We start from the raw sequence: 14,679 nt of genomic DNA on the forward strand, positions 1-14,679 counted from the left end.
GTTACGTATTGAAATTACTTCAAAATCAAACGCTTCGCTGTACTTTTTAATTTAACCATAGCGGTGCTATGCTAAAATTAATAAAGCACTTGACTTTATTATACTTTCAATCCTCACGACGACTTTCTAATACATAATTCGGGTTTAAGAAGTTTCAATAGTTCTAAAAGTTAAATTAATTCTAGTGCTATGTACTTTCTTGGTTGGTGGTAATCGGTGCAACCAGTGTTTTTGTGTTGTGCCTTTCATTACCAATAAGCTGCCTTTTTCTAGTACTATACTAATATTTTGTTTGGTGGTTTTATGTTTAAAAAGGAATTTTCTTTCTGCTCCGAAACTTAAAGAAGCTATAGCTCCATTTTGTTTTAAATCTTTTTCGCCATCGCTATGCCAAGCCATACCTTCTTCTCCACTATGGTAAAGGTTTAATAAACAAGAATTATAGGTTTCACCAGTCTTATTTTCAACAAGGTTTTTTAGCTCTAAAAGTTCTTTTGTCCAAGGGATAGAAATTTTTGTGTTGTTAGAATAGGTATATTCAAATGATTTTTCGGCATACCAAGCCACTTTACGTTTTGTAAAAATTTGTTTTCCAAAAATTATAGCTTCATCTGGTTTCCATTCTATGGTATTTAAGAGAATGTCATAATAATATTGACATTTAGAAAGGTCTAAAATAGTACCATAATAAAGTACTTCTCCATCAAAGGGTAAAATGTTTGGTGTTTCTTCTGTATTAAATAAATCCATCTTGCATAAAGATATACAAGATATTAAAATAAGAGTACTATTATTAAATTATGCTCTAGCGGTAAGCGATTTAAAAAACACGTATCCAAAACCTAGAAATAGCATAAAATGAAAAGGGAAAAGACCAAAATCATTTAACGGTACCGCACTATACATTCCAAAAAGGAAGTATAACATAAGGGCTGCTTCTAATATCATGTTCGGAGATAGTTTTTTGGTTAGGTATTTATTGCCTTTCCAACTATCTGTAATATTATTAAGATTAAATTTTGGAGTACGTACAAACTCACTTCTTTTACCCATGTGGCCTTCTAAAACAGCAATAGAATTGTGTAAAGAGAACCCTAGCGCAATAGAGAAAAAGGTGAAAAATAGTTTTATATAATCTATAAAATTATCAAAACTACTACCTTGAATACTTTTGTAGGTAAACCAATAACAGATAAATAGTATTATAGTACTTACAATAAAGAAACTTGTAACTTCAAAAACCCAACCTAGATGACCGTAACTGTTTTTAATATACAGCATAGGTATACTTAGTAATGCAACTATAAAAACGCATAAAAACATAGAGCTATTAAGCAAATGCATTACACCATGAAATTTAGTTTTAAAAGGAATGTTTTTAGAAGAAACAACACTTGTAACAGTCTTTCTAAAATTTTCGGCCCCACCTTTGTTCCATCTAAATTGTTGGGAACGAGCAGCACTAATAACTACAGGTAATTCTGCAGGAGTTTCTACATCTTCTAAATATTTAAACTTCCAGTTTTTTAATTGCGCTCTATAGCTTAAATCTAAATCTTCTGTTAGGGTATCTCCTTCCCAGTTACCAGCATCTAGAATACATTCTTTACGCCAAATACCAGCAGTACCATTAAAGTTAATAAAGTGTCCTTTTGCATTACGCCCAACTTGTTCTAACGTAAAGTGCGCATCTAAAGCAAAAGCTTGTATACGCGTTAAGGTAGAGTAGTCTCTGTTTATGTGTCCCCAACGTGTTTGTACAACACCAATTTCTTGGTCTTTAAAATAGATAACCGTCTTTTTTAACCAGTCTGAGTCTGGTAAAAAATCTGCATCAAAAATTGCAATAAACTCTCCTTTTGCAATTTCTAAACCTTCTTTTAAAGCACCTGCTTTAAAACCTTGTCTATTTTCTCTTCTTATGTGTTTTATATCTAAACCAGTAGCTTGTAATTTTTTTATATGCTTTGCAGTGTCATGAACAGACTCGTCCGTAGAGTCATCTAAAACCTGAATTTCTAATTTACTTTTAGGATATTCTAGCTTGGCAATATTTTCTAACAATCTATCCATTACATATTCCTCATTATAAACAGGAAGTTGTATGGTAACAAACGGAATTTCTTTTGGGTCTAAAAGGTTATATTTTGGAGCGGTTTGGTTTCTCCTTTTATAGCCTAAATAGTTGACTAATAGGTTAAGCTGAGCTAAACTATAAAAGAATATCAGCAATAACGCAATGCTGTAAATACCAATAATGATGTAAGCAATAGTTAGTCCCATTTTATTTGATGCTATATTTAAATATCCAACCTAATATTTTTATGCCCGCAAATATACTACCTTTTACTGTTCCAGACACTTTTGAGATACCAATTCTTTTTTTGTAACGCACTGGTACTTCGATATATGCTATTTTCTTTTTTAGAGCTTTTAATTGCATTTCTACGGTCCAACCATAGGTTTTATCTTCCATGTTTAAAGATAACAACGTATGGTACTCTATAGCTCTAAACGGCCCTAAGTCCGTAAATGTTGCCCTAAAAAACAACTTCATTAAACTGGTTGCTAGCCAATTACCAAAAATTTGCTGCGGTGTCATACTACCATCTTCTCTTAGTTCTTTTACTCTGGCACCTACTACAAAGTTTACTTTTTTATCTATAATTGGTTGTATTATTTTAGTGAGTTCTTCTGGATAATCAGAATAATCACCATCTATAAATACAATTATATCTGGTTTGTTGGGTTGTTTACTAATATAATTCATGCCTGCTAAACAAGCATAACCGTATCCCATTTTTGTTTCTGTTAAAACAGTTGCTCCAGCATTTTTAGCGTTTTCCACGGTATTGTCTGTAGAATTATTGTTAACAACAATAACTTCAGACACTAAAGATGGTATTTCTTTTATTACATGTGCAATAGAATCTGCTTCATTAAAAGCAGGGATAATAACTTTTACATTGGTCATTAATACAAATCAGATAATTTATTTTCTTTTTTAAAACTAGAAAAGCTAGTCCACTCTTTTATTCTTTTACCATTGGAGTATCTTACGGCAGCGGTTATTTTTTTGTTTTTATACTTTAAACAGTAACCGTTTTTTACACCATTGGTAAGCTGGCATTTATGGGCAATAGCTCCTTTAGAATCATAAAAAAGCCACCATTTAATCATTTGTCCGTTTTTATAATTTCCTTCTTTAACACGAACATTATGTTTGTTGTAAAAATACCAGTAGTTTTCTTTTTTGCCATTGTAATAATGCCCTTGTTTAGAGACTACACTATTTTCATGATAAAATTTCCAATATCCTGTTTTTATATTGTTTTTAAGCCAACCTTCAGACTTTATTTTTCCTGTTTTATAAAATTCCTTATGATAAATAGCGTATTCTTTTTCTTTTAGATTAAGAAAAAGGCAAAGAAGCGCCATCATGGGTATTTTAAAAATCATTTTATTTTTTATTAACTAATTCCATTAAATCTACATCATTCCCTAATAATACTTCGGTAGGGTTAATACGTCCTTCTTCTGGTCCGTTTTCCAGTTTTAATACCCCTCTTGGGCATACCGCAGAACATACACCACAACCTACACAACTAGAACGTACAATGTTTTCCCCTTTTTGAGCATAAGCTCTAACATCTATACCTTGTTCACAATAGGTAGAACAATTACCACAAGAAATACATTGACCGCCATTGGTTGTTATTCTAAAACGCGATTTAAAACGTTGTACAAAACCTAAATAGGCAGCTAACGGGCAACCAAATCTGCACCAAACTCTATTCCCAAAAATAGGGTAAAAACCAGTTCCAATTACACCAGCAAAGATAGCTCCTATTAAAAAGCTGTAGGTATTCATTATACTTTGAACTTTAATGCCTAGTACAGTTCCGGTTTCTGCAAAAAAGCCATATAATGTAAATCCGGTCATAACTAAAGCAAAAAGCAATACACCATGAATTAACCAACGCTCTACTTTCCATGAAAATAAAGATTTACTAGAGTGTTGGCGGTACGGGTCTCCTAGAGTTTCAGCAAGTCCTCCACAACCACAAACCCATGAGCAGTACCATCTTTTTCCAAAAAAGTATACCATTACAGGAACAATAACTACCGTTAATAAAATACCCCAAACAAGAATAAATAAACCTAAACCACCGCTTGAAATAAGCTCTTTTAAGTTCCAACTGAAAAAGAAATCATAATCTAATGGGAATGCATTTTTAAAATCGTATCCTTTGGAGTAAGATAACTGTAATCTTACCATGATTTCAGGTATTAAAAAAGCAAATACAATTTGAAAGAACAAAACCGATGTTGTTCTTACTATTTGGTACATATTATGGCGATATTTTATATACATACGAATAGCCATAACGGTCATAACAACACAATACATAAAGCCATAAACAAACCAGTGACCAGCTAAATTTCCGCTTAAGGACTGGCTTATTGGGTCTACTAAATACGTCCAGTTTACCGCATACTCCGATTTAAAGTATAAAACAAGGTAAAAACTTACCAGAAATATAAATACCAACCAAGCAATCCATCCTTTATTCGTAGAACTTTGGTGATAAATATGGTCATTTTTAATTCCTTTTTTTCCTAAGGTAACTACTTGCGGAAGAATAAACATGAGGGCTCCAATAATACCTAAGCCAAAGGTTAAAAACCACATTAATCCTTTATTTTCAGGTATGAACCCGTAGCCAGATTTTTTACGGATAGCAGTTGCAAAATCATCACTTCCGGCATATACTTTTTTACCCCATTCTTTGTTTTTAGAATGTACTTTGTTGGCATCATTAATAGTAGTTTCTACTATTGGGGCTAGTGATGTTATTCCTGAAAAATCTTTACCAACAATTTTGCTTTTAAGATCTTGTATAAAAATTTCACTTTTAATACCTTGATTGGTAATTAATTCCTCAAAGTTTTTTTCATCAAGTTTAAAATTGCCTAAAAATGGGAGGGCGGCAAAAATCCCGAATCCTACTAAAAAGATGGTTATCCCTATATTTTGTATTGTTTTCATCATTATGCTCTTGCTTTAGACGTTGCGAAAATTCTTTTCCAGCTTTTTTTCTTTGGAGTTATGTTTGTTCCGTTTTCATGGTTGTATTTTGCCAGTATTTCTTTTTCATAATGGGCATAAAATTCTGGATCAAAATGGGCATCTTTAAGATACTCTAAAACGTATTCTATACTCTTGTTTTCGGTTAGCCAACGGTCAAAAATGTTATGTCGCATGCGAATTCCAAAAGTGTTTATTCCTAAAAATGCTTTGGTATCTTTATGATAAGCAATGGTTACGCATATTTTTTCTTTGGCATGCCTCCAATGAAAGTGTTTTTCTTCTTCACTTTTACTTCGTTCGCTAAATACCCAACCATAAGTTTGGTATTCTAAGTCTAAAAATTTGGCAGAGTTAAACCAGTGTCCTGGCTTGTATTCTGTAGGGTTACCGCATATAGTTTGTGCAAGAGTTTCTCCCATCATTCTTCCGGTGTACCAAACAGCTTCTATAGGTCTTCGGTTACCAATTGCTTGGTGCTGTTCTGCACAATCTCCAATGGCATAAATATTAGGAATGTTAGTTTCTAATAGCCTATTAACTTTAACACCACGACCCAGTTCTATACCAGAATCTTTAAGGAAATTAATGTTAGGAGAAACACCAGCTGTTAAACCAACTACAGAACACTTTATTGTATCTCCTTTGTCTGTTACAATAGCTTTAGCATTACCATTTTCATCTGCCAAAATTTCAACTAAATTAGTTTCTAAGCGTAAATCTATATGGTGTTCTAGTATGTGCTCATTTATCATTTGCGATTCTCCGCTAGGTAATACTCCGTTCCAAAAACTACTTTCACGAACCAAAAATGTAACAGGAATATCTCTGCTGCGTAGCATTTCAGCCATTTCTATCCCAATTAAACCGCCACCAACAATAACAGCTCTTTTACATACCTCTTTATTAGGAGCATTTTTTTCTAAAGTATCTAAATCTTGTTTAGAATATAAGCCTTGTACACCTCCCAAATCTTGCCCTGGCCATCCAAATTTGTTGGGTTTAGAACCAGTAGCTATAATTAATTTGTCGTAAACAATATCTGTACTGTTTTCTATTTTAAGAATATTGTTTTTGTGGTCTATAGTTTTTACATATCCTTTCACTAAATCTATCCTATTCTTTTTCCAAAACCAATTTTCATACGGCTGCGTATGTTCAAATTTCATGTGACCCATATACACATACATAAGAGCAGTTCTAGAGAAAAAATAATCTGTCTCCGTAGATATAATTGTAATTTTCTTATCAGATAATTTTCGAATATGGCGAGCGGCTGTTACGCCAGAAATACCATTACCTATAATGACTATATGTTCCATAAATTTGATTGGTTATTGGGTTTAGGTCGAAGTTAATTATAAAAACTTAACAAAATTTCGAAATTTATTTTTGTGATAATCACGTGATATTTTTCGTGATAACTATGTGATACTTTTGAAGTTCCTTTGACCCAAGAAAGAAAAAGTATTGCTTTGTTAAGTTTTTAAAATATACGCGACATAGCATATGTGAATTGTATTTAAAACGTAAACAATACAATTTATGTTATAGTTTATCGATATAATTTATAGGAATTTTCTTTCAAAAAAATGAAACAATTAAAAATATAATTATGAAAAAAATAGTAATCTTGGCAGTATTATGTCTTATAAGCTATAAAAGTAATGCCCAAAGCACAGATATGTTTTTTACAAAAGCGGAAGCATTTTTTAGTAAACATGTTAAGAATGGAAGAGTAGCGTATTCAGAAATTAAAAAGGATACCAAAGAATTAAATGAAATATTAGATTTAGCAAAGTCTATAGAAGTAGATAAAGCAAAGTCTAAAGAATACAAAGCTTTTTGGATAAACGGTTACAATTTAATTGTAATAAAAAGTATTGTAGCCAATTATCCTATTAAGTCACCTTTAGATAAAGCAGGTTTTTTTGATAAGATAAAACATAATATTGGGGGTAAAAATATTACGCTTAATGATATAGAGAATAAGCTGTTAAGAGGAAATTTTCCTAAGGAACCTCGTTTTCATTTTGTTCTTGTATGTGCAGGTTTAGGCTGCCCACCAATAATAAACACTGCATACAAGCCAAGCACTTTAGAGAAACAATTACAGATGCAAACTGTTGCAGCACTAAATGATGCTAAGTTTATACAGGTAAATAAAAACAAAGTAAAAATTTCTCAAATATTTGAGTGGTATAAAGGAGATTTTACTAAAAATGGATCCTTAGTAGACTATATTAATACATATAAAAAGGAAAAATTACCAATGAAAGCTAAGGTGTCTTACTATCCTTATGACTGGACGTTAAATGATTTAAAATAAAATAATAGCAACCTAAAGAAAATATAATGAAATCAATAAAAAAATATATAGTTGCATCAGCAGTTCTTTTAGCAACTAGTGTAAGTTTTGCTCAAGAAGAAATGGAAGATAAAAAAATGATGTCTTCTGAACCAGAACAAGAAAAAAGTAATATTCAACAATACACACCATCTAAATTAATAGGAAAAGGACAGGTAGATATTAAATGGTTCAATAATTTATATACGCAAACAAAAAGTACTTTTTCTGATGGAAAAGAACCAAGGCAAACTTTTTTTACATCTACTTTAGAGGCGTATACGGGAGTTGGTAAGAATAAAAGATGGAATGTTGGAGCAATTTTTGAATTCCGTTCTAATGTTATAGGAGATAGAGGTGCGTTAGATGTTTTTAAATTTGATGGAGAAGATACTACAGCACGTTCTGGATTAACTTCTATAGCGCCATCTGTAAAATTTGTGCCTTTTAAATCGGTTAGTAATTTTAGTATTCAAAGTTCCTTCTTTATTCCTCTAGTAGATAATGAAACAGAAAATGGAGTTTTTCTAGATCAAAAAGGATATACTTGGCAAAATAGATTCTTTTATGATTACACATTTCCTGGAGATAAATGGCAGTTATTTACAGAGTTAAACTCGGAGTTAAATTTTGGAGATAAAGCAGATAGTTTTGCTAATAATAGTTTAAACCTTACTCCAGGAGTGTTTTTAAGCTATTTCCCAAGTTCTAAATTTACAGTTTTGGCATTAGTGCAACACTCACAGCGTATAGATTTAGGAAATAATTTTACACAAGATTTTACAGCTGCAGGTGGTGGTGTTAAGTACCAGTTAACAAATGCTTTAAACTTAGAAGCTTTGTATACAAATTTTTTAAGAGGAAATAATACAGGTTTAGGACAAACTTTTAATTTAGGACTTAGAGTTATCTTATAGAGAAAAATAATTACTGTATTTTAGGAGTCTTAATTACTTTAAATGAAAAAATTAGGACTCCTTTTTTTGTTGTTACAATTTTCTTGTGCTAGTCAAAAAAACATAAAAATTAACGGAGTTAGTTTTGTAGCTTCTAGAGCGCAAGTAACACAAGAACATGTAAATAGTGTTTTAAATGTAAATGCAAATCATGCTGCAATAATGCCATTTGGTTTTGTTAGAGATATAAACTCGTCAGAAATTTTTTTTAATACAGAAAGGCAATGGTTTGGAGAAACAAAAAATGGAGCAAAGCAATATATAAGTATCTTACATAAGAATAAGATAAAAGTAATGCTTAAGCCTCAAATATGGATAAGAAGAGGAGAGTTTACAGGAACTCTTAAAATGAAAACAGAAGAAGATTGGCTTGCTTTAGAAAAATCTTATGAGAAATTTATAATTACGTACGCTAAGTTGGCTCAAGAAAGTAAAACAGATTTACTATGTATAGGTACAGAGTTAGAGCAATTTGTTGTTCGCAGACCAGAATATTGGAAGCAGTTAATTATAAAAATTAGAAGTATTTACAAAGGGAAATTAACCTATGCTGCTAATTGGGATGAATACCCTAAAGTTCCTTTTTGGAAAGAATTAGATTTTATAGGAATAGATGCTTATTTTCCATTGTCAGAATCTAAAACGCCATCTGTGGAAGAGTTGAAAGAAGGATGGCAACCATGGAAAAGCAAAATGAGGGTTATTTCTGAAGAAAATAATAAGCCTATAATTTTTACGGAGTTTGGGTATAGAAGTGTAGATTATAATGCTAAAAAACCATGGACTGTAGATCGTACTAATGAGGCTGTTAATTTAAAAGCACAAGCTAATGCAAAAGAGGCTATATTTAGTGAGTTTTGGGAAGAAAAATGGTTTGCAGGCGGGTATGTTTGGAAATGGTTTGTAGACCATGAAAGTAGCGGAGGAAAAAAGGATAATAGGTTTACGCCCCAAAACAAACCAGCCGAAGAAATAATAAAGAGTTTTTATAAGAACAATTAAAATGAAAAATTATATTCTTTTTATATGCTGTATTTTGTTCGTTAGTTGTTCTGAAGATTTAGAAGAAACTAAAGAAACATTACAAAGCAACATAGACGGCAAAAATATTGTTGTAGATAATGTAATTGCCTGTGCAGCTAGTGGCAAAAATGAATCTAAAGTTAGCATATTTTTATACCCTAGACCTGGAGCTACCAATATTCAATGTTACGCAACAGCCACAGAAGATTTTGATAAAAATAATTATAGAAATTATAAGAAAGTTAATGCATCATTATCTAATGTATTTAATGGTTATTTAATGAAGTTTGATGTAGATTTTGATTCTGAAAAATGGGTTATTGTAACGTTTGATGAAGAAGATAAAACGCACTTGTGTAACCCAATTAGGTTAAAACAATTTACAAAACCTACAGAGTATTTAGTAGATAATGTTACTATAGATGCCAGTACCCAAATGCCTAATTTTATATGGGAAGATGGGAGTTTTTTAGATACTAAAATTTATTTTCAAGTAATATCAAACACTCAAAATAATCTTTTGTCTGGTACTTATACCTATGAGAAGCAGTTTGTATATTATAATTTAGATAATGTAATTTTAAATGTAACCAGAGATAATCCACCAGAGTTAAATAACAATACCAATTATAACTTTACATTAATGGGTGTGAGTGAAGATAATTGGGTAAATTTATTTTCAGAAAAAACTTTTACCACACAATTTTAAAAAATGTACAAAAGTATTCTTGTTCTAGTATTAATTTTAGCGGTAGCAATAGGTAATGCTCAAGAAGAGAATTTTACAATATCTAAAATAGAAATTACAGGAGCAAAGAGAACTAAGACCTCTTTTGTAAAGAATCTCATAAAAATAAAGGAAGGTGTAGTTTTAGACTCTGTTCAATTAGTATCAGACATTGCACATTTAAAAAGATTAGCATTTATTGCAAATGCAACATTCAAAGTAACTAAAAATGTAGATAATACCTGTGAGGTAAATTATCATTTAGAAGAGAATATTACTTTAATTCCGTTTGCTAATTTGTTTAGTTCCTCTAATGATGATTTTGCTTTTAGAGTTGGTTTGCAAGAGTTTAATTTATTTGGTCGCGGTGTTACCCTAGGAGGTTTTTATCAATATGATATTTTTAATTCTTATGGAGTTAATGTTAGAGCGCCTTATTTGTTTAGTACTAAATTTGGTTTAGCATTTAGCTATAAAGACTTAACCACACAAGAACCAGTTTTTTTTGATAACAATACCGCAGATTATAAGTACAACAATAAAGGAGCAGAGCTTTTAGGATTATATCAAATAAACTTTAAAAACAGAGTAGAGCTTGGTTTTAGTTTGTTTACAGAAGATTATAATTATATTTCTGGAGCTACAAACGCCTCAGTTCCACAGGCGTTAAAGGTAGATAAACATTTATTTAAGCTTATTTATAATTATTCAGATATAGAATATCATTACCAATATTTATCTGGTTTTAGGAGTAACCTTAATTTTCAATACGTTGGTAGTACCAATGAAAATTTACCAGAGTTTTTAATAGGCTTTAATGATTTTGCTTTCTACAAAAGAATTAAAGAAAAAGGAAATTGGGCTAGTAGAGTTCGTTTAGGATTGGCAACCAATGTAAATACTCCTTTTGCGCCATTTACAGTAGATAATAATATAAATATACGAGGAGTAGGTAATACTATAGATCGTGGTACAGCAGCAGTTATAATAAATTCAGAATACAGGCATACTTTAATAGACAAAGACTGGTTTGTTTTACAGAGTAATGTATTTATAGATGGTGGTACTTGGAGAAACCCTGGAGGAGATTTTGGAGATTTTAGCGATGACCAAAACTTGAGAATATACCCGGGAGTAGGATTGCGCTTTATGCATAAAAAAATCTTTAATGCCATTTTTAGGATAGATTATGGTTACGGTATTACTAAAAATGCATCTAGAGGCTTAGTCTTTGGTATTGGTCAGTATTTTTAATAGGAATAAAAATTTAATTACTTTTTTTAAAACCTGTAGCACATTTAAAAAAGTTATATAATTTTGATGCAGAACTTTAAAAAGTTAGGCATTATTTTTGAATCCTTTTTTATATGAAATTTATCTCTCTTTCTTTTTTTAAAAACGTTATAACACTTGTTTTTCTATGCCTCTCTTTAAGTGTTATGGCTCAAAAAGATTCTTTAGAAACTGTTATTGCAGAAAAAGGAGAAGGTATTTATGCCTTGTTACGAAAAAAAGGAGTTAATCCTTATGAAACTTTTGATGCTTTTGTAGCACTTAATATAGATAATATTAGAGATAGTATTCATGTATACGAAGGGCGTACGTATAAAATACCTAATGTAGAAGAAAAGGTAAAAGTACAAGAGCCACAAAAAGCAATACCTAATGTTGCGCCAAATGCAGGAAAAGGATATGGTATTTTTGGAAAAAAGTATAGAAAAGTCCCCATTAAAAGTAGCAAATTAAAAAATGCCGTTTTTTATTTAGTTGCAGGTCATGGAGGGCCAGACCCAGGAGCTATGGCTACGTATGCAGGAAAGCCTATTGCAGAAGATGAATATGCTTATGATATAACTTTAAGGTTGGCAAGAGAATTAATTTCGCATGGAGCACTTGTTTATATTATTATAAGAGACAATAATGATGGAATAAGAGATAAGCGTATTTTAAAAATAGACCATGATGAGGTTGCGTACCAAAATAAAGTTATTCCTCTAAACCAACTTGCTAGATTAAAACAGCGTGTAGATATTGTAAATGAATTATACGCAAAGCACAAAGGACAATACCAGCGTTTAATTGTTACACATGTAGATAGTAGAAGTAAAGGTCAGAATATAGATGTTTTCTTTTACCACCATGAAAAAAGTAAAAGTGGTAAAAATTTAGCAGAAAATATTCATAAAACTTTTCAGAAAAAATATAAAAAGTACCAGCCAAATAGAACTTACTCGGGTACTTTTGAGCATAGAACAGAACTTTATTTGGTAAGAAAAACATGGCCAGCAATGACCTTTATAGAAATTGGTAATATTAGAAATAAGAAAGACCAAAAAAGAATTTTAGAACCAGATAACAGGCAAGCCCTTGCTAAATGGATAAGTGAAGGGGCTATTTTAGATTTCCAAAAAAGATAATAAGTATTAATTTTTAAGAAGGCAAAAATTACCTTTTTAATAAAGAATTAGTGTCTCTAAATTAAATTAGTTAACTTAGTTAACTAATTTTTAAGTATTTTTGTTGTAGTTCCATTTTATATAAAAAGATAGAAGTAAAAAAATAAACCTAAAAAATATGGCCAACTATCGTATCACTATTGATAAAGAAGAAATTTTAATTGATAAACAGGCAGTAGAAAAAATAGATGTAAGTAGTATTAATGATACTCATTTTCATGTGTTAAAAAATGCAAAAGCTTATAATGTAGAGTTAATTAGTTCTAATTTTTTAGAAAAGGAAGTAACCATTGCCGTAAATGGGAACACACATGTTCTTAAAATAGAAGATAGTTATGACCAAATGGTTAAAGAGATGGGATTGTTTTCTAATGCTTCTCAAAAATTAAATAATGTAAAAGCACCAATGCCAGGTCTTATTATAGATATTCTTGTAGAAGAAGGGCAAGAAATAGAAGAAGGCACACCGCTATTAATTCTATCCGCAATGAAAATGGAAAATATAATCTTATCGCAAGGAGAAGGTACTATAACATCTATAGGTGTTAAAAAGGATGATGCTGTAGATAAAGGTCAAATAATAATTGAGGTAGAATAATATAATAGGATGAAAAAAATAGTAATAGCCAACCGTGGAGAAATAGCATTGCGTATAATGAAAACTGCCCAAAAAATGGGTATTAAAACCGTTGCAGTATATTCAGATGTAGACCGTAATTCGCCTCATGTAAAATTTGCAGATGAAGCAGTTCTTTTAGGAGCGGCACCATCCTCAGAGTCTTACTTAGTAATGGAAAAAATTATTGATGCAGCGAAGACTACTGGAGCACAAGGAATTCACCCAGGATATGGGTTTTTAAGTGAAAATGCTGTTTTTGCGCAAATGGTAAAGGATAACGGACTAACCTTTATTGGTCCTAAACCTCATGCTATAAAAGTAATGGGTAATAAATTAGCAGCAAAAGAAGCCGTAAAGGATTATAACATTCCAATGGTTCCAGGTATAGAAGAGGCCATTACAGATATAGATTTAGCTAAGAAAATAGCAAAACAAATAGGCTTTCCTATACTAATAAAAGCATCTGCTGGTGGCGGTGGTAAGGGTATGCGTGTTGTAGAAGCACTAGAAGAGCTTCAAGAGCAAATGGAAAGAGCCATTAGTGAAGCCGTTGCTGCTTTTGGAGACGGAGCCGTTTTTATAGAAAAATATGTAACCTCACCAAGGCATATAGAAATTCAAGTATTAGCAGATAATCATGGAAATGTTGTGCATTTATTTGAAAGAGAATGTAGTGTACAACGTAGACACCAAAAAGTAGTAGAAGAAGCACCATCTATAGTATTAACTCCTGAGATTAGAAAAGAAATGGGAGAAGCTGCTATAAAAGTAGCAAAAGCTTGTGATTATGTTGGAGCAGGTACTGTAGAGTTTCTTTTAGATGGCGATAAGAATTTTTATTTCTTAGAAATGAATACTAGGTTACAGGTAGAGCATCCTGTAACAGAGTTAATTTCAGGATTAGATTTGGTAGAGCAACAAATTAAAGTGGCTCGTAATCAAGAGTTAGAGTTTAAACAAGAAGACCTTAGTATAAATGGCCATGCCTTAGAAATTAGAGTGTATGCAGAGGATCCATTAGAAAATTTTATGCCAAGTATAGGAACCTTAGAAACATATATAAGACCAACAGGGGAAGGTGTTCGTGTAGATGATGGTTTTGAGCAAGGCATGCCAGTTCCTATTTACTATGATCCAATGTTATCTAAGTTAATTACTTATGGTAAAAATAGAGACGAAGCAATACAGTTAATGATTAAAGCAATAGAAGGGTATAAGATAGAAGGGGTTTCTACCACCTTACCTTTTGGAAAATTTGTGTGCGAGCATGAAGCTTTTCAATCTGGTGATTTTGATACTCATTTTGTAAAAAAATATTATAACCCAGAAAGCTTAGAAAAAGAATTTTCTAAAGAGAGAGAAGTAGCTGCCGAAGTTGGTTTGTGGTTATATCTAGAAAATCAAAAAAAGATTAAAACAAGCAAAGTACTAGCATCTAACTGGAAAAAAAATAGAATCTAGT

Annotated in this window: 14 protein-coding genes; 8 read left to right on the forward strand and 6 right to left on the reverse strand. The window is 31.4% G+C overall.

Features of this window, described 5'->3' with window-relative positions; genetic code table 11:
• Positions 1-144 precede the first annotated feature (144 nt).
• The 6 genes from Q0820_RS09775 to Q0820_RS09800 are packed head-to-tail and all read right to left on the reverse strand — an operon-like array spanning position 145 to position 6,411.
• Positions 145-750 carry an alpha-ketoglutarate-dependent dioxygenase AlkB gene (locus Q0820_RS09775; protein ID WP_298487400.1) on the reverse strand — a complete coding sequence of 202 codons (606 nt, stop codon included), beginning with the start codon at positions 748-750 and terminating at the stop codon, positions 145-147.
• A 48-nt stretch (positions 751-798) separates the two neighbouring features.
• Positions 799-2,283, reverse strand: coding sequence for a cellulose synthase family protein (locus Q0820_RS09780; protein WP_298487402.1), 1,485 nt, complete (start codon positions 2,281-2,283; stop codon positions 799-801).
• A 1-nt stretch (position 2,284) separates the two neighbouring features.
• Positions 2,285-2,974, reverse strand: coding sequence for a glycosyltransferase family 2 protein (locus tag Q0820_RS09785; RefSeq protein WP_298487404.1), 690 nt, complete (start codon positions 2,972-2,974; stop codon positions 2,285-2,287).
• Positions 2,974-3,459: a hypothetical protein gene (locus Q0820_RS09790; RefSeq protein ID WP_298487406.1), complete on the reverse strand. Its 486-nt coding sequence runs from the start codon at positions 3,457-3,459 to the stop codon at positions 2,974-2,976. The genes Q0820_RS09785 and Q0820_RS09790 overlap by 1 nt, the downstream gene beginning before the upstream one ends.
• Position 3,460: 1 nt before the next feature.
• Entirely contained in the window at positions 3,461-5,050 is a 1,590-nt protein-coding gene (locus tag Q0820_RS09795) for a 4Fe-4S binding protein (RefSeq protein ID WP_298487677.1), read from the reverse strand.
• 2 nt (positions 5,051-5,052) lie between these two features.
• Positions 5,053-6,411 carry an FAD/NAD(P)-binding oxidoreductase gene (locus Q0820_RS09800; RefSeq protein ID WP_298487408.1) on the reverse strand — a complete coding sequence of 453 codons (1,359 nt, stop codon included), beginning with the start codon at positions 6,409-6,411 and terminating at the stop codon, positions 5,053-5,055.
• 293 nt (positions 6,412-6,704) lie between these two features.
• Here Q0820_RS09800 and Q0820_RS09805 point away from each other — a divergent pair, with 293 nt between their 5' ends.
• From Q0820_RS09805 to accC, 8 genes are all read left to right on the forward strand, one after another.
• Positions 6,705-7,418: a DUF547 domain-containing protein gene (locus Q0820_RS09805; RefSeq protein ID WP_298487410.1), complete on the forward strand. Its 714-nt coding sequence runs from the start codon at positions 6,705-6,707 to the stop codon at positions 7,416-7,418.
• Positions 7,419-7,444: 26 nt separating this feature from the next.
• Positions 7,445-8,353 (forward strand): hypothetical protein, encoded by a 909-nt coding sequence (locus Q0820_RS09810; protein WP_298487412.1) that lies wholly within the window; start codon positions 7,445-7,447, stop codon positions 8,351-8,353.
• Positions 8,354-8,395: 42 nt separating this feature from the next.
• Complete coding sequence (locus tag Q0820_RS09815; protein ID WP_298487414.1) at positions 8,396-9,394, forward strand: glycoside hydrolase; 999 nt, start codon at positions 8,396-8,398, stop codon at positions 9,392-9,394.
• Between the two features lies 1 nt (position 9,395).
• A complete protein-coding gene (locus tag Q0820_RS09820; RefSeq protein WP_298487416.1) occupies positions 9,396-10,124 on the forward strand; it encodes a hypothetical protein in 729 nt (242 codons plus the stop codon).
• A gap of 3 nt (positions 10,125-10,127) precedes the next feature.
• The gene (locus Q0820_RS09825; RefSeq protein WP_298487418.1) at positions 10,128-11,396 is read left to right on the forward strand and encodes a POTRA domain-containing protein; all 1,269 of its coding nucleotides are present in this window, start codon (positions 10,128-10,130) and stop codon (positions 11,394-11,396) included.
• A 113-nt stretch (positions 11,397-11,509) separates the two neighbouring features.
• Positions 11,510-12,559, forward strand: coding sequence for an N-acetylmuramoyl-L-alanine amidase (locus Q0820_RS09830; protein ID WP_298487420.1), 1,050 nt, complete (start codon positions 11,510-11,512; stop codon positions 12,557-12,559).
• 157 nt (positions 12,560-12,716) lie between these two features.
• Positions 12,717-13,196 carry an acetyl-CoA carboxylase biotin carboxyl carrier protein subunit gene (locus tag Q0820_RS09835; RefSeq protein ID WP_298487422.1) on the forward strand — a complete coding sequence of 160 codons (480 nt, stop codon included), beginning with the start codon at positions 12,717-12,719 and terminating at the stop codon, positions 13,194-13,196.
• A gap of 9 nt (positions 13,197-13,205) precedes the next feature.
• Positions 13,206-14,678 (forward strand): acetyl-CoA carboxylase biotin carboxylase subunit, encoded by a 1,473-nt coding sequence (accC, locus tag Q0820_RS09840; protein WP_298487424.1) that lies wholly within the window; start codon positions 13,206-13,208, stop codon positions 14,676-14,678.
• The last annotated feature ends 1 nt before the right edge of the window (position 14,679 follow it).

The sequence above is a fragment of the uncultured Maribacter sp. genome, assembly GCF_947495965.1.
Taxonomy (GTDB): Bacteria; Bacteroidota; Bacteroidia; order Flavobacteriales; family Flavobacteriaceae; genus Maribacter_B.

Coding starts and splice junctions, on each gene's coding strand:
- Q0820_RS09775 (WP_298487400.1), bottom strand. CDS start 750: ATGGATTTATTTAATACAGAAGAAACACCAAACATTTTACCCTTTGAT.
- Q0820_RS09780 (WP_298487402.1), bottom strand. CDS start 2,283: ATGGGACTAACTATTGCTTACATCATTATTGGTATTTACAGCATTGCG.
- Q0820_RS09785 (WP_298487404.1), bottom strand. CDS start 2,974: ATGACCAATGTAAAAGTTATTATCCCTGCTTTTAATGAAGCAGATTCT.
- Q0820_RS09790 (WP_298487406.1), bottom strand. CDS start 3,459: ATGATTTTTAAAATACCCATGATGGCGCTTCTTTGCCTTTTTCTTAAT.
- Q0820_RS09795 (WP_298487677.1), bottom strand. CDS start 5,050: ATGAAAACAATACAAAATATAGGGATAACCATCTTTTTAGTAGGATTC.
- Q0820_RS09800 (WP_298487408.1), bottom strand. CDS start 6,411: ATGGAACATATAGTCATTATAGGTAATGGTATTTCTGGCGTAACAGCC.
- Q0820_RS09805 (WP_298487410.1), top strand. CDS start 6,705: ATGAAAAAAATAGTAATCTTGGCAGTATTATGTCTTATAAGCTATAAA.
- Q0820_RS09810 (WP_298487412.1), top strand. CDS start 7,445: ATGAAATCAATAAAAAAATATATAGTTGCATCAGCAGTTCTTTTAGCA.
- Q0820_RS09815 (WP_298487414.1), top strand. CDS start 8,396: ATGAAAAAATTAGGACTCCTTTTTTTGTTGTTACAATTTTCTTGTGCT.
- Q0820_RS09820 (WP_298487416.1), top strand. CDS start 9,396: ATGAAAAATTATATTCTTTTTATATGCTGTATTTTGTTCGTTAGTTGT.
- Q0820_RS09825 (WP_298487418.1), top strand. CDS start 10,128: ATGTACAAAAGTATTCTTGTTCTAGTATTAATTTTAGCGGTAGCAATA.
- Q0820_RS09830 (WP_298487420.1), top strand. CDS start 11,510: ATGAAATTTATCTCTCTTTCTTTTTTTAAAAACGTTATAACACTTGTT.
- Q0820_RS09835 (WP_298487422.1), top strand. CDS start 12,717: ATGGCCAACTATCGTATCACTATTGATAAAGAAGAAATTTTAATTGAT.
- accC (WP_298487424.1), top strand. CDS start 13,206: ATGAAAAAAATAGTAATAGCCAACCGTGGAGAAATAGCATTGCGTATA.